Below are 19,711 nucleotides of genomic sequence, written 5' to 3' on the forward strand. Positions count from 1 at the left end.
CATCACCGACGTCTCTGGAATACTGGGTCACCCGCCTTCGCGGGTGACGACAACTGGTGGCCGCCGCCTCTCAGCCGGCCATCCGGCCTGAAATCACAGGCCTCTCATTAACGCTCATTCCGGCATAAAGTGGCGCTGAGCCGCCCTTGATGATTCGGAGCAAACGATGCTGCGCTGGATGACGCCATTTCTGGTCGCGATTTTCGCGATCGGAGTTGCTGCCGCGGACGAGAGCCCCGGGGCCGCCAAGGCCACCGATAGCCCCGCGGCAGCAAAGCCTGCCGACAGCCCGGCCGCGACCACATCCGCCAAAAGTCCAGCCGTGGCGAAGCGCGTCAATAACGTCGCCGCCTCCAGGCGGGCCGCGGTTCGCGCCACAAAACAATTGCCGCCGGGCCTGCCCCGCGCGCACTACAATTACCGGACCACGGTCGCTCCTGCTGCAGCGCCTCTTTACGTGCGGCGCGGCCGGCAATTGGTGGTGGTCGAGGAAGCCGATCCCGACGTGTTGTTCACGCCGGTCGGCGTCGTCCCCTATGCGCCGCTCGTAAATGGCGTGCCGTTGCTGCCGGGCTCCAACACCCTGCCGGGCTATTATGGGACCAGCCATTCCTACAGCTATGATGGCCCCTATTACGGCGGCCCCTACACGCCCTACTGGAGTCGCCTGCCTTATGCCGGCGGCGTCTACGGCTATCGCTAGCCGCGACTGCAACAGAAACGGACTTTTGGACGTGGCAGGGCCACCGCGAAAAACTAAAACACCGGATTCCGCGCGCGCGATCACCGCCGACCTGGTCGCCGTGCTGGTCGCCGTAACCGACGGCCAACCCAAGATCATGACGATCGCCAATGCGGGTGCGTTGCCGAGCGGGCCGTTCGAATTCAAGCACCGCTCTCTGCAATCAGGTTTGCGGGCGTGGGTCGAAGCGCAAACCGGCCATCCGCTCGGCTATGTCGAGCAGCTCTATACGTTTGCCGACCGCGGACGGACCGGCGATGGCTCATCACCCCACTCCGTCTCAATCAGCTATCTCGGGCTGACCCGGGAGGATCAAGTCGCCGACGGGGCAGCGGCGCATTGGTCCGGCTGGTATGATTATTTCCCCTGGGAAGATCATCGGGAAGGGCCGCCTGCTCTGCTCGCAAAGCTGCTGACACCGCGGCTGCGCGCATGGGCGAAATCCGCCGCCTCGCCGGCGCTGCAGCGGGAGCGCTGGCAGCGCGTCGCGATCACGTTCGGTTTTGAGGATCGTGAGTGGAATGAAGAGCTCGTGCTGCAGCGCTACGAGTTGCTGTTTGAGGCCGCGCTCATTCCGGAAGCGGTTCGCGAAAGCGGTAACGCAGCCACGCTGGTGCCCGGCCGGCCGATGACAGCCGATCATCGCCGCATTCTCGCGACCGGAATCGCCAGGTTGCGCGCCAAGATCAAATACCGCCCCGTGGTGTTCGAACTGATGCCGGCGGAATTCACCCTGCTGCAACTGCAACGCAGTGTTGAAGCGCTTGCAGGACGACTGGTGCACAAGCAGAACTTCCGCCGCCTGATGGAACAGCAGCAACTCGTTGAGGAGACTGGCGCAATCGCCGCCGACACGGTCGGCCGCCCCGCCAAGCTGTTCCGCTTCCGCCACGCCGTCCTCGCCGAACGGGCGGTCGCGGGAACCAAGCTGCCGCTTTCGCGCACTTGACTTAGGTTATGCTCAGGATAAGTATAAGCCATAATATGCTCATGGAGAGTATAAATGGCCAGTCTCAACGCCGACGCCCTCGCCCGCACCGCGCCGCTTTATGAGAGGGTGAAACGCGTAATCCCGCCACCCGAATGGGCAACCTTCGCAGGCGACGTCGACGCCATTCTCGAGCTGAAGCGAACGCGCAACGCGGTCATCCTGGCGCACAACTACCAGACGCCGGAAATCTTCCACGGCGTCGCCGACATCGTCGGCGACAGCCTGCTGCTGGCGCGCGAAGCCACCAAGGTCGATGCCGATATCATCGTGCTCGCCGGCGTGCACTTCATGGCCGAGACGGCCAAGCTGCTCAATCCGCAGAAGATCGTCCTGATCCCCGACCTTGCGGCCGGCTGCTCGCTCGCGGACTCAATCACCCCGGCGGACGTGCGGCTGATGCGGCAGCGCTATCCCGGCGCGCCCGTCGTCACCTATGTCAACACGTCGGCCGCGGTGAAGGCGGAATCCGACATCTGCTGCACCTCGGGCAACGCGCTCAAGGTCGTGGAGTCGCTGGGCACTGACCGCGTCATCATGTTGCCGGACGAATATCTGGCGCAGAACATCGCCAAGCAGACCGACGTGAAAATCATCGCGTGGAAGGGCCACTGCGAGGTGCATGAGCTCTTTACGTCCGACGACATCAGGCAGATCCGGGAGAACCACCCCGGCGTCACCGTTCTGGCGCATCCGGAGTGCCCGCCCGAGGTGGTGGCGGAAGCTGACTTCTCCGGCTCGACGGCGGCGATGTCCGGCTATGTCGAACAGCGGCGCCCGCCCCGCGTCGTGCTGCTCACCGAGTGCTCGATGAGCGACAACGTCGCGGTGCTGCATCCCGATGTCGAATTCATCCGGCCCTGCAATCTGTGCCCGCACATGAAGCGGATCACGCTGAAAAATATCCGCCATGCGCTGGAGGCCAATCAGCACCAGGTGACGATCGATCCCGCGATCGCCGCCCCCGCGCGGCGCGCCGTTGAGAGGATGCTGGCGATATGAGCACGGATATTTCTGCGCTGGCCAACCGTCCCGTGATCATCGGCGGCGGCGCCGCCGGATTGATGACGGCGCTGCACCTGGCGCCGGAGCCGGTGCTGGTGGTGTCGAAGGCCCCGCTGGGCGCGGAGGCCTCCAGCCTGTGGGCGCAAGGCGGGCTCGCCGCGGCGATGGGTGCGGACGACGACCCTGCTCTGCATTTCGCCGACACAGTCGCGGCCGGCGCCGGCCTGTGCGATGAGGCCACCGCAAGCCGGATCGTCCACGCTGCGCCATCGGCGGTCGAACATCTCGCACAACTCGGCGTCGCCTTCGACCGGCGGCCGGATGGACGCTGGCGGCTTGGCCTCGAAGCCGCCCACGGCCGCAACCGGATCGTTCATGCCACCGGCGACGGCACCGGCCGGGAAATCATGCGGGCGCTGATATTGACGGTGCGCCGCTGTCCGTCGATCACGCTGCTCGAGGGTGTCGAGGCGCGCCGGCTGATCGTCGAGGACAACGCCGTCAAGGGCGTGCTCGCCGCCAACGCGCAGGGTCCGCTGGTAATCGACACCGGCCGGGTCGTGATCGCGACCGGCGGCATCGGCGGACTGTTTCTCGACAGCACCAATCCGTCCGGCTGCTTCGGCCAGGGCTTGGCACTCGCAGCGCACGCGGGCGCGCAGCTTTCGGATATCGAGTTCGTCCAGTTTCATCCGACCGCGTTCGATGGACCGTCGCGGCCGATGCCGCTGCTCACCGAAGCTATCAGAGGCGACGGCGCAACCCTGATCGACGAGACCGGCCAGCGCTTCATGGCCGATGAGCCCGGCGCCGAACTCGCAGCCCGCGACATCGTCGCGCGTGCCGTCTGGCGACGCCGCGCCGAGGGACATCGGGTATTCCTCGATGCGCGGAAGCATCCGGGCAAGGATTTTGCCGAGCGCTATCCCGTCATCTCCGCGTTCTGCAAGATGGCCGGGATCGATCCTGCGACCGATCCGATTCCGGTTCGGCCCGCCGTGCACTACCACATGGGCGGCATTGCCGTTGATCTCGAAGGACGCAGCACGGTCAATGGCCTCTGGGCCTGCGGCGAGGTCGCCCGCACCGGCCTGCACGGCGCCAATCGTCTCGCCAGCAATTCGCTGATGGAAGCCATCGTCTGCGCCGAGTGGGTTGCGGGGAGCGTCAGCCGGGCGAGCCGCGGCCCATTGAAGGCGCGTGCGCCCCTTACGCCCCTGCCCGCCTCCGATCCATCGACGATACGGCCGATGATGTCGCAAGGCCTCGGTGTGCTCCGCGACCGCAGCGCAATCGGTCGGCTGGTTCGGGGCCTCTTGCCGATCGCCCACAGAGACGGCGCGGCATCCGATCCAGCGCTGGTGGGATTGATGATCGCCGTCGCCGCATACCAGCGCGAGGAGAGCCGCGGCGGGCACTTTCGTACCGATTATCCCGACACGCCGGCTACCGCCACGCCGTCGTCGCTATCGCTTTCCGGGGCGCTCGACGCCGCTCGCGAGATTGTGGAATCCGACACCTTGTCTCTTGGGAGTGCCCAATCATGACGCTGAATGCCCTACTGCCCCTCATGTACGAGCCGATCGTGCGAACCGCCCTACTCGAGGATCTCGGCCGCGCCGGAGACATCACGGCCGACGCGATCGTTCCCACCGACCAGCAGGCCGCGCTGGTGCTGCGCGCGCGGCAGCAAGGCGTCGTGGCGGGCCTCGACATCGCGCGCTGCGCTTTCCAGCTCGCATCGCCTGCGATCACGTTTCGTGTGGAGCGGCCCGACAGCAGCGTCGTCGCGCCGGGCGAAATCATCGCGACCATCGAAGGGCCCGCACGCGGTTTGCTGACCGGCGAGCGGACGGCGCTGAACTTCCTGTGTCATCTCAGCGGCGTTGCGACGGCTACTGCCTCGCTGGTATCCGCCGCGAAGGGGACGAAGGCGCAGATCGTCTGCACCCGCAAGACGACGCCGGGGCTGCGCGCGCTGGAGAAATACGCGGTGCGCGCCGGCGGCGGCGGCAATCATCGTTTTGGCCTCGACGACGCCATCCTGATCAAGGACAACCACATCGCGCTGGCTGGCGACATCCGCACCGCCATTGAACGCGCGAAGGCCCATGCCGGCCACCTCGTCAAGATCGAGGTCGAGGTCGATACGCTGGCGCAGCTCGAACAGGCGCTGGCGCTCGGCGTCGACGCCGTGCTGCTCGACAATATGACGAACGAGGAGCTCAGGCAGGCCGTGGCCATGACGGGCGGCAGGGCGATCACCGAGGCTTCCGGCCGCATCACCGCCGCCACCGCGAAGGCGATCGCGGCGACGGGCGTCGACCTGATTTCGGCGGGGTGGATTACCCACAGCTCGGCCGCGCTCGATATCGGGCTCGACTATCTCGATCTCAAGCGGCAGGCCGCTTGAGAGTTACGTGAGGACTACTCGGCCGGACGCGACGCCGCCTTGTCTTCGCGCATCAGACGGCTGTTGCGCTGGAATACCGAATAGGTCGCGAGCGCAAACAGGATGACCAGCAGCTGGATCGACAGGGCTTCGATGCTCGGATTGAGTCCGATCGCGGTGAAGAACGCGCTGCCCTTGACCTCGGTCACCGTGATGATCGTCTGCTCCTGGAATTCCTGCACGGCTTCGCCGATGAACTTGATCGCCATGGCGAATAGGAACGCCGACGTGATAACGAACAGCGGACGCAGCGGAAGCTTTTGCGCGATCATGTTGATGAAATAGAACAGCACGGCAAGTCCGACCGCCGCCGCCGCAAGGCCGCCGAACAGCCCGGCGCTCCAGCCGCCTTCGGTCTTCGCCAGCGCATTGATGAACAGCACGGTTTCGGCGCCCTCGCGGAACACCGCGAGGAAGGCGAGCGCGCCGACTGCCCACACCGTGTCCTGCGCCAGCGCGCTGTCGGCCTTGTGCGCCAGATAATCCTGCCAGCCGCGCGGATCCTGCTTCACCATCAGCCAGCCGCTGACATAGAGCATCAAGGCGGCGGCGAACAGGATGATGACGCCTTCGAGGACGTCGCTGTGGTCGCCGGAATTGAACACCGCAAACACCCAGGCGGCGATGAAGCTGGCGCCGACCGCCACCAGTGCGCCGCCATACAGCGCGCCGACACGGTGCGCGGAGCCGACCTTTCTCAGATAGCCGGCGAGCGCCGCGATCACCAGCATGGCTTCAAGCCCCTCGCGGAGCAGGATGATTGCGGCCTGGATGAATGCTGAGGACATGATGCGAACCCTGATTTCCGGTTCGTTTTATCGTCCGGATATTTCAAGTAAAGCGCGACGCCGGGCACAAGCGCGTCAAGCCATCGCAATAGATTAGAATAGCTTTAGAGTTCTCCCTTTCAGCCGGGCTGCCCCACCGGCTGAACCAATCCTTCGCGGCCCGGTTCCGCGCGGCGGGCGACCAGCCGCTCGGTCTGAAATATCGCCAGCGTCAGGACGACCATTGCAACCGCCTGATGGGCCAAGGCCAGATCGATCGGCACCTGGTGCAGCAGCGTGAGGATGCCGAGGACCGCCTGTACGACGATCGCGGCGACCAGCCACCAGGCGCCGCGGACCACGGCCGGCCCGGCGCGCGAGGCGACCGCATCGATCGCATGCAGCACCGCCAGCGCCAGCAGCGCATAGGCGGTCATGCGATGCTCGAACTGCACCGTGAGCGTGTTGTCGAACAGATTGCGCCACCATGGCTCTTCGAAGAACAGCCGCGCCGAGGAGGGAATGAAGGCGCCGTCGATCTGCGGCCAGGTGTTGTACACCCTGCCCGCGCGCAGGCCAGCGACCAGCGCGCCGAAATAGATCTGCACGAATGTCAGCGCCAGCAGCGCGACACCGGTGATCTTGAGGCGCGAAGAGGCGGCCGGTCGCGGCCGGTCCGCCAGCCGCAGCAGAGTCCAGACGATCGCCGCAAAAATCACCAGCGCCAGCATCAGATGCGCCGCCAGCCGATATTGCGAGACTTCGACCCGCTGCGTGAGGCCCGAGGCCACCATCCACCAGCCGACCGCGCCCTGCAGCGCGCCGAGGCCGAAGATCACCCACAACCGCCGCTTCAGCTCCGTACCGAGCATGCCGCGCCAGAGGAAGAACAGGAACGGCAGCAGATAGACCGCGCCGATCACGCGCCCGAGCAGCCGGTGGCTCCATTCCCACCAGAAGATGGTCTTGAACTCAGCCAGACTCATGCCGGCATTGAGTTCGCGATACTGCGGAATCGTCTTGTAGCCCTCGAACGCCTGCGCCCATTGCGCATCGGTCAGCGGCGGCAAGGTTCCGGTGACGGGTTTCCACTCGACGATCGACAATCCGGACTCCGTCAGCCGCGTGGCGCCGCCGACCAGCACCATGATCGCGATCAGGGCCGCGACCGCAAACAACCACCATCTGACAGCGCGGTTTGGCAGCCCCTCGCTCCTGGAAATACCGGTCATTGAACCCGTTCGATGCCCATGCTTGATTGAATTGCTGCGCCCCTTATAGTCCGCCCCTTCCCGCGCGCAACAGGCTCTAAGTTCAGTAAAGGCTTCACATATCCGCCATGACAATCCGTACCCGCAAATTCGTCGGAACCATCTTTTTGCTGGTCCTGGTCGTGGTCTGGTCCCTGCTCGGCATGACCATCGCGCAGACGCCGTGGTTGGCCAATTCGGGGCTGTTGCAATCGATTTTCTACGTCGTGGCGGGCCTTGGATGGGTGCTGCCGGCGATGCCGATCATCAGCTGGATGTCGCGGCCCGACGCCTGAATTTTGCACTCACCCGCGATTGGTTGGTTTCGCCTTTACCTGCGGAAGAAACGCCCCCGACAGCATCACCCGCATCATGCGCAGCGAACGCTGCCGTCCGTCCCAGGCGACGCGCGGCAATGCATGCAGATTGGTATATCCCTTCGGTTCGACCACGCCAGGCAACACGGTTGCCGCGCTGGCAAGGCCTAGCTCCTGAGCCATCGCCACGTGCGCCCGGCGAAAGGCATCGCGATCGCCGAACGGATAGGCGAAATGCTTGATGGTGCGTTGGAAGGCCGCTTCCGTCACCGCCTTGCCCATCGCCATCTCGCGCTGGGCGTCAGCGTCTTTCAGCTTCGACAGAACCGGATAGTTCACCGTGGCGCTACCGATCGTCACATTCGGATCGGCCGCAAGCCTGGTCAGGTCGTCCCAGTCCATCGACGCGCCGCGCGAGAGGCCCGCAAGGTCGACCGAATAGCGCTTGCAGAGATCGTTGATGGCGAATGACAGATCCGGCGGCGACAGCGACCGCATCCAGCTCGAAAGAAATTCGAACGCCTGATATTTATCGGAAGCGTCCCGGATGGCGAAGTGCCGCTCCTGGCGATCGATCACGAGGCTGATGCGGTTTTCCCGCGCGATCATGTCCTCCAGCGCCAGCCACCACGCTTCGCCAAGGCCGTCCGGAAACGCCGTCGGCAGATAGATGGTAAAGGGAACGGCGTGCTTCGCCAGCACCGGATAGGCCGCTGTCATCACGTCCTTGTAGCCGCCGTCAAATGTCAGCGCGACAAACCGATTGGCCGTCGGCAACGTGACCGCGCGCCGGCATACCTCGTCCATCGAGACGATGTCATATTTCCAGCGCTTCAGAGCCCGGATCATCCGGTCGAGAAATTGCGGAGTGATCTCGCTCGATTTGAGCGGCTGGAACCGCCGTTGCTGCCGCGCGCGCACGCGTTCGAACCGCAGCACGACACCGGCGCCGCCGCTTCGGCGCTGCTTCAGCCGCGCGTAGCCGCTGAAATAAGCGAGCTCCATTTGGGCCCGCCTCAAAAACCCGACGTCCTGACCCAACGTCCCGTCCCCACATACGGCCGCGCGGTGCCCCGCCGCGCCTGCATTGTTATTACTCTTTGTTGACATTTCCCTGCGAAGGTCGGCCAAAGCCGAAAATTGTAAACAATTTCCTATACAGGTTCTGCGATGACCATGGCTGCCGCGATTGAAAACGGAACGGCGGATACGCAAACCTGGTCGAAACCGGGGCGCATCACCGGCATCGACATCATCCGCGATCTGGCCGGCGCCGAAGCGGTCTGGCGCGCTCTGGAAAACGCGCAGCAGCAATCCTCCACGCCCTTTCAGCGTTTCGACTTCGTCAGCGCCTGGCAGCGCAATGTCGGCGCGCGCGAAGGCCTCGTCCCCTTCATCGTGATCGCCTACGACGCGGAGCGCCGGCCGCTGATGCTGCTGCCGCTCGCAGTCAGGCATGTCTACGGCGCGCGCTGCGCCAGCTTCATGGGCGGCAAGCACTCGACCTTCAACATGGCGCTGTGGGACAAGGATTTTGCCGCGACCGCAACGAAGGCCGAAATCGAAGGCCTGATCGCGGCCATCGCGCAACGCGCCGAGGCCGACGTGCTGGCGCTGCACCAACAGCCCCTGCACTGGCGCGATCTGCCGAACCCGATCGCACTGCTGCCGCATCAACCCTCCGCCAACGACTGCCCGCTCCTGAAGATGGCGAGCGGTGCTGAGCCTACGACGCTGATCAGCAAGTCGTTCCGGCAGCGCCTGAAGGGCAAGGCGCGCAAGCTGCAGGCCCTGCCCGGCTATCGCTACTACGTCGCCAGCACCGACGCCGACATCACGCGGCTGCTCGACTGGTTCTTCCGTATCAAGCCGCAGCGGATGGCCGAGCAAAAACTGCCTGACGTATTCGCAGAGCCCGGCATCGAGAATTTCATCCGCAGCGCCTGCGCGGCACAAGTGGCCGGCGGCAATCGCGTCATCGATATCCACGCGCTCGAATGCGACGAGGAAGTGATCGCGATCTTCACCGGCGTCGACGACGGCCATCGCTTCTCGATGATGTTCAACACCTACACGATGTCGGCCAATTCGAAATACAGCCCCGGCCTGATCCTGATGCGCGACATCATCGATCACTTCGCCGCTAAGGATTATCGCGCCTTCGATCTCGGCATCGGATCGGACGATTACAAGCGGCTGTTCTGCAAGGACGACGAGCCGATCTTCGACAGTTTCATCCCCCTGAGCCAGCGCGGCAAGCTCGCCGCGGGCGTGATGTCGGGGCTGAACCGCACCAAGCGCATGGTGAAGCATAATCCGGCCCTGCTCGATATGGCGCAGAAGCTGCGGAACGCGTTTAGCTGAGTCTGGGAACGCCACCAAACATCCAAATTGTCGTCCCGGCCTTGAGCCGGGACCCATACCGCGTGATCTCTCAATAGAAGCTCGGTAGCAGAGACCTTTCGCAAAACGTCTTCCTGTGGTTATGGGTCCCGGCTCAAGGCCGGGACGACGGTGGTGTTTGTTGCTGCACCATCATGCAAAACGCACCTTCGCATTCTCGCGACGCATTGCGCCCGAGTTGTTGATCAAACTTCCCACCCTCCAAACAGAGGGCGCAGGGAAGACCGGGTGCGCGCTGCACCCGCGGTCCCGTGTGCGGATTGTGCTAAGAAAGCTGCACACGAGCATACAGGGCAGCGGAGAACACCCGGCCTTCCCTGCGCAATGGCTTTACGGCTTATGACGCGCTCTCCCCGGTGAGACGGCCTCTATTGCCACCGTCGCCCCTCGGAAGCGTTAGCTCCCACAAGGCTTGACGCCGTTACGGGCGTCAGGACCACACGCTTTCGCCGTACGCTTCAGCCGCGACCGTCCATCGCAACTGTCACGTCCACCGCAACCCGCCCCTCGTCGTGACGACGGCCGACGCCCCTCTGTGTGGGACGGGATAACGCAAACTCGTAGAGATGATTTGCCCGACGGCGAAAGCGAAATATTTTTTATTTCGGGGCTTGACACGATTTCCGTAAATCGGAAGTGATTTGCCCGTCGGGTCAATTTGTCGCGTCTTCTCGAACCACATCGTCATTGCGAGCCAAAGGGTCGCGCGCATGTGCGCCCGATGACAGGCTCCGCGAAACATTCCATGGCGTCGCTAACGCAAGGATGATTGCTTCCGCCTTCGCCCTTTGAAACTCGGCGGACAAGCCGCTCCTCGCAAATGACCGAACCTGCTCAGGAACCACCTTGGTCGCATCCGGTTATTGTCCTGGTCGCATCGTCGTCTTCACTCGATGCGAAAGGATGCATCAGCGGCGCAACTGGCCAGGAGCACCAAAATGAAAAATCACGTTTACAAAATTCTCGAAATCGTCGGTTCTTCGCAAACCAGCATTGAAGATGCAATCAGTACGGCAATCGAACTGGCCAGCAAGACAGTCAGGAACATGGATTGGTTTGAAGTTGTCGAAACCCGCGGGCACATCAAGGACGGCAAGATTGCTCACTATCAGGTGGCCCTCAAGATCGGCTTTACGCTGGAGACGCAATAGGCCCTTGTAGGATGGGTGGAGAATGCGCGCCCGATGACAGGCTCCGCGATACCCATCAACCGCCGTCGTTGATGGACTATGATGGGTTTCGCTACGCTCTACCCATCCTACGAGCTGCCGCTACGTTTGCTACCGTGACACAGCAGTTGCACAATCAATCTTCTTCGCCGCCATTCGATCGGCTCCGAACCGCGCCGTCCATTGCGCCACAGACAGCAACAAGGTGTCAAATACCTCGTGAGCTTGATCAAGCTCGCGTTGCGTCGGAGGCGGACAACCGGGCCGATTGCGAATGATCATGGTCATTGTCGACCAGCTTAACCTGCTGGCCCTGCACGCCACGATCAGTCCATACAACCGCTCGGGTTCGAGCAACGGCTCTATCGCCTCGATCTTCACCTCAGACAACAATGACAGTGCCGCCACCACGTGGATGTATTCGCTCCGAACCGCAAACCGGTTCACTGTTGAATCGTTGAGCTTGCCGGCGCGATTGAGCGCCAGGACCTCGCTCTGCGCCTGGGTGTAGTCAATCTTCTTACGCGGAGCAGCGCTGTTCGGTTTGGCGTTCGTCGCTCGCGCCTGCGCAGCCGGTCGCGGTGCCGTCAAAAATCGCGCCCGCACGATGTCGGTCGCCTTTGTCAGCAGCTCGCGCAGCAAGTTCGCAGGAATGTCCAGGCGGAGGCCGAGTTTTTCGGCGAGGCTTTCGTCACGTTCCGCCCTTCCGACAAGTGTCGCGTAACCGCATTCGGAGAACCGTGCTCCCGCATTTCGGGCCAGTGCGTTGGAGACGCTGACGTCGCCAAGCCTCATCAGCGCATCGGTCAGCGTTTCGCTGAGAGTATTTCTGCCGGAGATTGCCAACAAATGCTGCTGACTGCGGGTCTGGACGATTTCAACAATGTCCGCTTCCGACAGACGATTGGAGTTTCGCAGAACGGGCGCGGCCACCAAGGGGTCATCGTGAAACGCGAGCTTGCGGATGGTCTCGCATGGCGCCAGATCTGTCGTGGACAGGGCTTCGCTCAGATGGACCAGCGTTGCTGGCTCGATCCGCCCGATCAGGGGCACCAGGACGCCATCGAACGCAGCTATCTGGGATTCACGGAGGCGATCGACATTGGACAAGAACAGGGCCGCCACCTGCTTCAGAATTCGGGCATCCCGCTGGGCCGACTCATCCTTGGCGGCACCGGTCAGTTCCGCGGTTGAATCCGGCGATGCTGCGGCAACCATGACTAGTCTAGCTCCATGTGAAAAGTCCGGGCTGAAATTGCCTTGCAGAAAACGGCGCAAACCTCATTCTGCAGTTGTGGGTCATGCCTTTAGCGCCACGCTCTGAAACGCCTTCACGAGCGACCGTTCCAGCTTTCCATCCATGGCGCACAGGATATTGTAGGCATCCTGCCGGGACATTGGCGGTCTGTATGGCCGCGCCTCGATGAGCGCGGCGAAGATGTCGGATATCGTCAGCAATCGTACGAGGTCGGAAATCTCCGGCGCCGTCAGCGCATCGGGATAACCGGAGCCGTCCAGAAACTCGTGATGGTGCCTCACGCCATCCAGAGTCTCCGGGCTAATTCCCGGCAGAGCCTTCAATAGTTCGTAACCGATAATCGGATGGCGCTTCATGATCTCTTCTTCGTCCGGATCAAGACGTCCGGGCTTGTCGAGAATAGCCAGGGGAATGCGTGCCTTGCCGACATCGTGCAGCGTGGCGGCCAATCCGAGCCGCTTTACGTCTGCGTTGGAGAACTTGATGCTCAGAGCGAAGCCGACCGCCACGCCCGTTACCAGCAGGCAGTGCTGGAACGTGCCTTGGTGATAGCGGCGCACGTCGTCGAGCCAGACGCCAAGTCCGTTTTGCTCGATACCGTTGATGATCTCCGATGTGGCGTCCTCGGCACTCGAAAGCGTTATCGGTTTGCCCTCGCGTATCGCCGAGAACATGGATGCGAAGGCCGCCGCACCACTGGTGATCTCGGTGGATGCAACGGCGATGCCGGCCTGCGCCGCTTTCTGGGCGACGTCGATTTGCTCCAGTTTCGAAATGATTTCCTTTGGACGCGAAACCACGGCGGTCGCGCCAAGTGCATACGCCTGCGCCACCATGTGGTGCAGATGGCTCTGAACGACAAACAGCTTTTCCGAAGCGCTACGCAGGTCCTGCAGCACGCGCTTAATCTGTTCCACAGGAACTGGCTTGCGCAGATCGGCGTCAATCATTAATACGCCGCTTGAGCTGATCTTCGCGCTGGCGGCCCCCAGCAGTTGGGACTGAACATCATACTGCGGTTCCAGCATCGCGCGGATGGCTGGAATTTTCGCAGGCTCATCCGTCACGAAATGAACAAGCATGGTGCCACCTGTGAAAGCCGCCTCTGCGGTCTTTCCGGTTCAGCGAAGGTAACGGCGTACAATCATTCCGAGCAATGCAATCAATAACGCGCAATTGTACGCAAACCTCCCTAACGGGAGATTGCTACGAAGCCGGCTTCGCTCCGGACTTCTACGTAACCTTGTTGGGTGATGGAACGGCGGAACCGCCCTGCGGCCCTGATCAAGCCGGCGTGACGACGACGTAGGGAATGCTGATCAGGATAACGGCGAGTTCTGCCGCGTTGCACAGCATGCCGCCCCAGTGCAGCCGCCGCAACCGGCGTACCGCCTCGGCGTCGCCGGCGTCCCTGGCTCGGAGCTGCGCATCCCACCGCTGCAGAAACCAGCGGCGCGTCCAGACCGCGAAAGCCGCGATCGATGCAATAGCAAGGGCGACAAACAGCCGGCCCGTCAAGCCAACGGCGACCGTCCCGATGGCGCCGGCAATGGCCACCATCAGGAAATAGGAACTGAACATGCCGCGCAACAGCTGGGTGACCGGCGGGATGTCGAGCGACACCAGCAGAAAGGCCGGCGCCGCCAAAAGGAAATAACCCATCGGAAACAGCAGAACGACGGTGGCGAACAAGGCGACGGGATCTGGCATGATCGACCACCCTTTCTTGCCCAGCGGGCGCGGGTTTTTCCGGCGAAAGCTTACCGCAATATCCGCCGGAAGATAGCTGCCACACTATTGGGCTTTGGTCGGAGTAGCACGCAGCACGGATTGCGCCTTCTGCGAGCGACGTCGGACAGGTCGGCTCCAATCCGCCCGCCGGCTGTTGCCGCTTCGATTGTCACCCAGGGAACAGCGCCGCCGTCGCCGAGCCGTCATTGTCCTGATCAGACCGATGCAATGTTGCACCGGGACAGCAACAGGAGAAGCAACATGGAACGCGCGAACGAAAAGCCGATCGAACTGACCGCAAAAAAACTGGACGCGGTGACCGGCGGCAAGCTGGGCAACGGCACCCTGCCGTTCAATCCCTTTTCCCCGCCCTCGGTCCCGAAGAAGATCTATTGAGCCAGCGCCGGCGACCCCGACCACACCCGTCGGGCTTCGCATCCCGCGGAGCCCGGCCACTGCCTAAAAAATGACCTGCACAAACAACGTGCAATTCACCTCCGTACAACTACCCAAGCGGACCTCAAAATTAAACCACCTATTAGGCAAGACTCGCGACAACGGAGGGAACGTGCGCCCACCTAAATCCCGATTCGCTCTGCAGGAGATCGATCGAGGGGGCGAAGGCAGAGGAAATTCGAAATGTCCGTCGCGCTTGCAAGATCGACCGCCAAAACCGCGGCCTATTCAGCGACCGACACGGATGAATCCGACATCTCCGCGCTGATCTCGCGGCTCACTGCCGAGGTCAACCAGGTCGCCTGCGACAAGACCAGATCGATCCAGAAGATCACCAACCAGATGAAGATGCTGGCGCTGAACGCGTTGATCGAAAGCTCGCGCGCCGGCGCGCAAGGCGCCGGCTTTGCCGTGGTCGCGCAGGAAGTCCGCAATGTCGGACAGCAGGTCGAGACCATTGCGCGGGAGCTCGAGAGCCAGCTCACCAACCGCACCGGCGATCTGATGAACTCGATCGCGCGAATGAGCGACCGGTCGCGCGGCGAGCGCATGGTGGATCTGTCGCTCAACGCCATCGAACTGATCGACCGCAACCTCTATGAGCGCACCTGCGACGTGCGCTGGTGGGCCACCGATTCAGCCGTCGTCGACTGCGCCGCCTCCCCCGATGCTTCGGCCGTCGCGCATGTCTCGGAGCGCCTCGCGGTAATTCTTGGCGCCTACACCGTGTATCTGGATCTGTGGCTCTGCGACCTCGACGGCAACGTGCTGGCCAACGGCCGGGCGGATCGCTATGGCGTCGTCGGCCAAAACGTGGCGTCGACCAAATGGTTTCGCGACGCGCGGGCTTTGCGAACGGGCGACGACTATGTCGCAGGCGACGTCGAATCCCAGCCCCTGCTCGGCCATGCCCAGGTCGCCACCTATTGCGCCAGCGTGCGCACCGGTGGCAGGGCGAATGCCGCCGCGACCGGCATTCTGGCGATCCATTTCGATTGGGAAGCGCAGGCCCGCGCCATTGTCCAGGGCGTGCGCGTCGGCGCCGCCGACAAGGCCCGCGTGCTGCTGGTCGATTCGCAATTCCGCGTCATCGCAGCCTCCGACGGCCAGGGCATCCTCAGCGAGCGCGTGCAGCTTTCACTGGATGGACGGCGCAGCGGTTTCTACCAGGACCGATCAGGCACGCTGGTCGCGTTTCACGCGACGCCGGGGTACGAGACGTATCGGGGGCTTGGCTGGTACGGGGTGATATTGAGCAACGCGGGATAAGAACGAAGAAGACGGGTGGCATGTGCCCCGGATGCTGCGCGGCGCTAAGCGGTGCGCTGCTAAGCCGGGGCCCATGGCGACGAAACAGGTCCCGGCTCTGCGGTGCACCGCTGAAGAAGCGCTGCACCGCGTCCGGGACACGAGAGGCGTCAGCACCCCATCCTGTCGGCAATGCCGCCAAAATCCTTCGCGACGATGTCCCAGTCGCCCTTGGCTTTGAAATCGTATTTCTGCAGGGGGCCGTATTCGGTCGGGCGCGCGACGAAGGCGGTTTTCAAACCGTACTTCTGCGCGGCTTTCAAATCCTGGTTATGCGCGGCGACCATCATCACCTGCTCCGGCGGCAGACACAGCAGTTTTGCCGCGCCGAGATAGGTTTCGGGATCGGGCTTGTAGTGCTCGAACAGTTCGGCCGACATGATCAGGTCCCACGGCAGGCCGGCGAATTTCGCCATGTTGGTCAAGAGCGCGACGTTGCCGTTGGACAGCGGCGAGATGATGTATTTTGTCTTCAGCCGCGTCAGGCCGGCGACGCTGTCCGGCCAGGGATGCAGGCGGTGCCAGCCCATGGTGAGGTAATGCAAATCGGCGTCGTCGAGGCCTGATATGCCGAGCTGCGCGACCAGCTTTTCCAGCGATTGCCGGTGCAGCGTGTCGAGGATCATGTAGCCGCGTTCGGGATGCTTTCTCACTTCATCCATCGAGGCCGAATAGACCGCGCGCCAGCCGTCAACGAGCGCGGTCCAGTCCGCCTCGATGCCGCGCTTCTCGGACCACTTTGTAAAATCCGCGATCAGGCTGCTGCGCCAGTCGACGACGGTGCCGAACACATCGAACACCAGGGCCTTGACGGCGGAAATATCGGACATGCTTGCTCCCTGTTTTTTGTTGTTGTTGTCATTCCGGGGCGCATCGAACATGCGACCCGGAATCTCGAGGTTCCGGGTTCGCTTCGCGCCCCGGAACGACGACGACTAAATCACCTTTCGGTATTGGATGAATCCGAGATTGTCGGCAACCTTGTCGTAGAGCGCACGCGCCTGCGCGTTGCTGGATTGCGTCAGCCAATAGACCCGGCTTGCCCCCGCCGCCTCGGCCTTTTGATACACCGCCTCGATCAGCGCACGCCCGAGCCCATGGCGGCGCGCGTCATCCGCGACGTACAGATCTTCGAGGTAACAGTATCGCTTCGGCGCCCAGGTCGAGCGATGGAACAGGTAGTGCGCGAACCCGGCGAGCCGGCCATCGACATAGCCGCCGAGCGCAAACATCGTCTCGTCCGGATCGTGAAACCGCGACCAGGCAAGATCGCTGACGTCCTGCGTCAGCGCCGTCTTGTAGAAGGCGAGATAGCTGTCCCACAGCGGATTCCACGCCGCGCGTTCGTCTTCGCCGATCGGCCGGATGATGATTTCTCCAGCCATATGCATGTTCCTCAGTCGAGGTGGAACTTGTCCAGCTGCCGGTGCTCGGCCTTGATGTAGCGGACAGTACCAGTGACCGAACGCATCACGACGGTTTCGGTTTCGATGACGTCCTTGCGGAACTTGACGCCGGAGAGCAGGGAACCGGTGGTAACGCCGGTCGCCGCGAACAGGCAGTCGCCCCGCGCCATGTCCTCGATGCCATAAATCATCTTGGGGTCGGTGACGCCCATCTTGTGGGCGCGCTCGCGCTTTTCCTCGGAGTCGAGGATCAGGCGGCACTGCATCTGGCCGCCGATGCAGCGCAACGCCGCTGCTGCCAGCACGCCCTCGGGCGCACCGCCCGTGCCGATATACATGTCGACGCCGGTATTGTCAGGGTCGGCGCAATGGATTACGCCGGCGACGTCGCCGTCGGTGATCAGCCGCACCGCGGCGCCCGTGCTGCGAACGCCGGCAATGATGTCGGCGTGGCGCGGACGATCGAGCACCAGCACGGTGATGGCCGCGGGATCGACGCCCTTTGCTTTGGCGAGCCGGCGCACATTGTCGGCGGGCGAAGCGTCCAGTTCGACCACGCCCTTGGCGTAACCGGGACCGACCGCGAGCTTTTGCATGTAGACGTCGGGCGCGTGCAGCAGCGTGCCGCCATCGGCCATCGCCATGGTCGCGATCGCGCCCGGCATGTTCTTGGCGCACAGCGTGGTGCCTTCGAGCGGATCCACGGCGATGTCGACCTGCGGGCCGGCGTTGAGGCCCACCTTCTCGCCGATAAACAGCATCGGCGCCTCGTCGCGCTCGCCCTCGCCGATCACGATGGTGCCTTCGATCGGCAGCTTGTTGAGTTCGCGCCGCATCGCGTCGACCGCAGCCTGGTCGGCCGCCTTTTCCTGGCCGTGGCCGCGCAAACGCGCGGCCGAAACCGCAGCGCGTTCCGTTACCCGCACGATTTCAAGCGTGAGAATGCGCTCGAGCAATAGCTGCGGCGGAACGGAAATATGGGTCGACATACCAAGCACTCCTTTGAGTCTTCACAGCGGACCATTCGGTCCGCCTATTCGTTTCTTTGTGGCGCACAATCCGTGGACCGCGCGTACGCGCGATCACGGGAATCGCGCTAGTTCTTCTCAATCCGTATCACCTGCGGCCGGCCGCTGATCACCTTGTCGCGCTGCACCGCTTCCAGCGCACGATAGACCGCATCTTCCGACGTTGCATACGTAATCAGAATAACCGGAACCGGTGACGCTTTCTTGGTCGACCCGTTGGCGTCAACGCCGTCGGGATGACGCTGTACGATCGATTCCAGCGATATCTTCTGTTCCGCCAGACGGGTCGCGATGGTGGCCGCGGTTCCAGCCAGGTCGCGCGCCATCAGGCGGATATAATAGCCGCCCTCATGGCGTTCCATCGGCGCTTTTGTGGTGGCGCGCAGGCGCTCCACCGGGCGTCCAAACGGCGTGGCGCGAATCCCGCGCGCGACATCGGCGATGTCGGCAACGACGGCGGACGCGGTAGCCGCACCTCCGGCGCCCGGGCCGACCAGCGTGATCGGCGGAATGCCCTCGCCGTCGATGGTGACGGCGTTGGTGACGCCCATGACTTGCGCAATCGAGGAGGATTTCGGCACCATGGTCGGATGCACGCGCTGTTCGATACCCTTCGCCGTCCGCACCGCGACCCCAAGCAATTTGACCCGATAGCCGAGTTCCTCAGCGGCGCGCAGATCTTCCGGCGCGATCGAGGAGATTCCTTCGACGTACACCGCGCTCTGTGCAACCTTCGTGCCGAACGCGAGGCTGGCCAGGATCGCAAGCTTTTGGGCGGTGTCGTGGCCATCGACGTCGAACGACGGATTGGCCTCGGCATAGCCGAGCCGCTGCGCGTCCTTCAGGCATTCGGCAAACGACAGGCCCTCCTGCTCCATCCGGGTCAGGATGTAATTGCAGGTGCCGTTGAGGATGCCATAGACGCGATTGACTGACGTGCCGGCCAGCCCCTCGCGCAGGGTCTTGATGACGGGGATCGCAGCCCCCACCGCCGCCTCGTAGTTCAGCGCACCGCCATGCTTCTCGGCGGCCTTCGCCAGCCGCACGCCGTGCTTGGCGATCAGCGCCTTGTTGGCGGTCACCACCGACTTGCCTGATTTGAGCGCGGCTTCGATCGCCGACAGCGCCGGATCGCCGGAACCGCCCATCAGTTCGACGAAGCAATCGATGCCGGGGTGATTGGCCAGCGCCAGCGGGCTTTTGACCCATTCGATGCCGCGCAGATCGAGCTTGCGCTTCTTCACCTTGGAGCGCGCGGTGACGGCGACGACCTTCACGCCGCGTCCACTGCGCGCCGATAGGGTGCGCGCCTGTGCTTCGATGAGGCGGACGACTTCGGCGCCAACAGTGCCGAGCCCCGCGATGCCCACTTTCAGGGGTGCGACCATGACCAAAAAACCTGCCGAAGAGAGCTAACCAAGCACGATCTGG

20 protein-coding genes are annotated in these 19,711 nt (G+C 63.1%); 10 read left to right on the top strand and 10 right to left on the bottom strand.

What is annotated here, in order from left to right:
- Positions 1-166 precede the first annotated feature (166 nt).
- Genes JQ558_RS12340 through nadC form a run of 5 tightly spaced genes read left to right on the top strand, consistent with a single transcriptional unit; the run spans position 167 to position 5,148 of the window.
- A complete protein-coding gene (locus JQ558_RS12340) occupies positions 167-703 on the top strand; it encodes a hypothetical protein (RefSeq protein ID WP_212293788.1) in 537 nt (178 codons plus the stop codon).
- A gap of 31 nt (positions 704-734) precedes the next feature.
- On the top strand, positions 735-1,691 hold the full coding sequence (locus tag JQ558_RS12345; RefSeq protein WP_212272913.1) for an NrtR DNA-binding winged helix domain-containing protein: 957 nt from the start codon (positions 735-737) through the stop codon (positions 1,689-1,691).
- A 54-nt stretch (positions 1,692-1,745) separates the two neighbouring features.
- Positions 1,746-2,732 carry a quinolinate synthase NadA gene (nadA, locus tag JQ558_RS12350; RefSeq protein ID WP_212293789.1) on the top strand — a complete coding sequence of 329 codons (987 nt, stop codon included), beginning with the start codon at positions 1,746-1,748 and terminating at the stop codon, positions 2,730-2,732.
- Positions 2,729-4,282: an L-aspartate oxidase gene (locus JQ558_RS12355; protein WP_212293790.1), complete on the top strand. Its 1,554-nt coding sequence runs from the start codon at positions 2,729-2,731 to the stop codon at positions 4,280-4,282. Before nadA ends, JQ558_RS12355 begins: the two co-directional genes overlap by 4 nt.
- Complete coding sequence (gene nadC / locus JQ558_RS12360) at positions 4,279-5,148, top strand: carboxylating nicotinate-nucleotide diphosphorylase (RefSeq protein ID WP_212293791.1); 870 nt, start codon at positions 4,279-4,281, stop codon at positions 5,146-5,148. The genes JQ558_RS12355 and nadC overlap by 4 nt, the downstream gene beginning before the upstream one ends.
- Before the next feature lie 14 nt (positions 5,149-5,162).
- Here the strand turns inward: nadC and JQ558_RS12365 are convergent, their stop codons facing one another.
- Both JQ558_RS12365 and JQ558_RS12370 read right to left on the bottom strand, forming a co-directional pair.
- Entirely contained in the window at positions 5,163-5,975 is an 813-nt protein-coding gene (locus JQ558_RS12365) for an FTR1 family protein (RefSeq protein WP_212208140.1), read from the bottom strand.
- 119 nt (positions 5,976-6,094) lie between these two features.
- The gene (locus tag JQ558_RS12370) at positions 6,095-7,186 is read right to left on the bottom strand and encodes a COX15/CtaA family protein (protein WP_212293792.1); all 1,092 of its coding nucleotides are present in this window, start codon (positions 7,184-7,186) and stop codon (positions 6,095-6,097) included.
- Positions 7,187-7,293: 107 nt separating this feature from the next.
- Between JQ558_RS12370 and JQ558_RS12375 the strand changes: the two genes are divergently transcribed.
- Entirely contained in the window at positions 7,294-7,500 is a 207-nt protein-coding gene (locus JQ558_RS12375) for a DUF2842 domain-containing protein (RefSeq protein ID WP_192733494.1), read from the top strand.
- A gap of 9 nt (positions 7,501-7,509) precedes the next feature.
- Here JQ558_RS12375 and JQ558_RS12380 read toward each other — a convergent pair whose 3' ends face one another.
- On the bottom strand, positions 7,510-8,562 hold the full coding sequence (locus JQ558_RS12380; RefSeq protein WP_409410509.1) for a polysaccharide deacetylase family protein: 1,053 nt from the start codon (positions 8,560-8,562) through the stop codon (positions 7,510-7,512).
- 129 nt (positions 8,563-8,691) lie between these two features.
- On the opposite strand from JQ558_RS12380, the gene JQ558_RS12385 reads away from it, so the two are divergent.
- Both JQ558_RS12385 and JQ558_RS12390 read left to right on the top strand, forming a co-directional pair.
- Positions 8,692-9,885: a GNAT family N-acetyltransferase gene (locus JQ558_RS12385; RefSeq protein ID WP_212293794.1), complete on the top strand. Its 1,194-nt coding sequence runs from the start codon at positions 8,692-8,694 to the stop codon at positions 9,883-9,885.
- Between the two features lie 977 nt (positions 9,886-10,862).
- Complete coding sequence (locus JQ558_RS12390) at positions 10,863-11,075, top strand: dodecin (RefSeq protein WP_212208747.1); 213 nt, start codon at positions 10,863-10,865, stop codon at positions 11,073-11,075.
- Positions 11,076-11,204: 129 nt separating this feature from the next.
- Here JQ558_RS12390 and JQ558_RS12395 read toward each other — a convergent pair whose 3' ends face one another.
- The 3 genes from JQ558_RS12395 to JQ558_RS12405 all read right to left on the bottom strand — a co-directional run bounded on the left by JQ558_RS12395 (position 11,205) and on the right by JQ558_RS12405 (position 14,061).
- The gene (locus JQ558_RS12395) at positions 11,205-12,311 is read right to left on the bottom strand and encodes a DUF2336 domain-containing protein (RefSeq protein WP_212293795.1); all 1,107 of its coding nucleotides are present in this window, start codon (positions 12,309-12,311) and stop codon (positions 11,205-11,207) included.
- 81 nt (positions 12,312-12,392) lie between these two features.
- Complete coding sequence (locus tag JQ558_RS12400) at positions 12,393-13,433, bottom strand: HD-GYP domain-containing protein (RefSeq protein WP_212208749.1); 1,041 nt, start codon at positions 13,431-13,433, stop codon at positions 12,393-12,395.
- A 202-nt stretch (positions 13,434-13,635) separates the two neighbouring features.
- Entirely contained in the window at positions 13,636-14,061 is a 426-nt protein-coding gene (locus JQ558_RS12405; protein WP_212208751.1) for a hypothetical protein, read from the bottom strand.
- A gap of 282 nt (positions 14,062-14,343) precedes the next feature.
- Between JQ558_RS12405 and JQ558_RS37850 the strand changes: the two genes are divergently transcribed.
- Both JQ558_RS37850 and JQ558_RS12410 read left to right on the top strand, forming a co-directional pair.
- Positions 14,344-14,478 (top strand): hypothetical protein, encoded by a 135-nt coding sequence (locus JQ558_RS37850; protein ID WP_283814169.1) that lies wholly within the window; start codon positions 14,344-14,346, stop codon positions 14,476-14,478.
- Between the two features lie 243 nt (positions 14,479-14,721).
- Positions 14,722-15,807, top strand: coding sequence for a methyl-accepting chemotaxis protein (locus JQ558_RS12410; protein WP_212293796.1), 1,086 nt, complete (start codon positions 14,722-14,724; stop codon positions 15,805-15,807).
- Positions 15,808-15,956: 149 nt separating this feature from the next.
- Here the strand turns inward: JQ558_RS12410 and JQ558_RS12415 are convergent, their stop codons facing one another.
- The 4 genes from JQ558_RS12415 to JQ558_RS12430 all read right to left on the bottom strand — a co-directional run bounded on the left by JQ558_RS12415 (position 15,957) and on the right by JQ558_RS12430 (position 19,668).
- Entirely contained in the window at positions 15,957-16,676 is a 720-nt protein-coding gene (locus JQ558_RS12415; protein ID WP_212293797.1) for a haloacid dehalogenase type II, read from the bottom strand.
- 105 nt (positions 16,677-16,781) lie between these two features.
- Positions 16,782-17,231, bottom strand: a complete 450-nt coding sequence (locus JQ558_RS12420) for a GNAT family N-acetyltransferase (RefSeq protein ID WP_212208760.1) — start codon at positions 17,229-17,231, stop codon at positions 16,782-16,784.
- A gap of 11 nt (positions 17,232-17,242) precedes the next feature.
- Positions 17,243-18,241, bottom strand: a complete 999-nt coding sequence (gene glpX, locus JQ558_RS12425; protein WP_192740849.1) for a class II fructose-bisphosphatase — start codon at positions 18,239-18,241, stop codon at positions 17,243-17,245.
- A 107-nt stretch (positions 18,242-18,348) separates the two neighbouring features.
- Positions 18,349-19,668 carry a homoserine dehydrogenase gene (locus JQ558_RS12430; protein ID WP_212293798.1) on the bottom strand — a complete coding sequence of 440 codons (1,320 nt, stop codon included), beginning with the start codon at positions 19,666-19,668 and terminating at the stop codon, positions 18,349-18,351.
- Between the last annotated feature and the right edge of the window lie 43 nt (positions 19,669-19,711).

This window comes from Bradyrhizobium sp. AUGA SZCCT0160 (assembly GCF_018130105.1).
Lineage (GTDB): Bacteria > Pseudomonadota > Alphaproteobacteria > Rhizobiales > Xanthobacteraceae > Bradyrhizobium.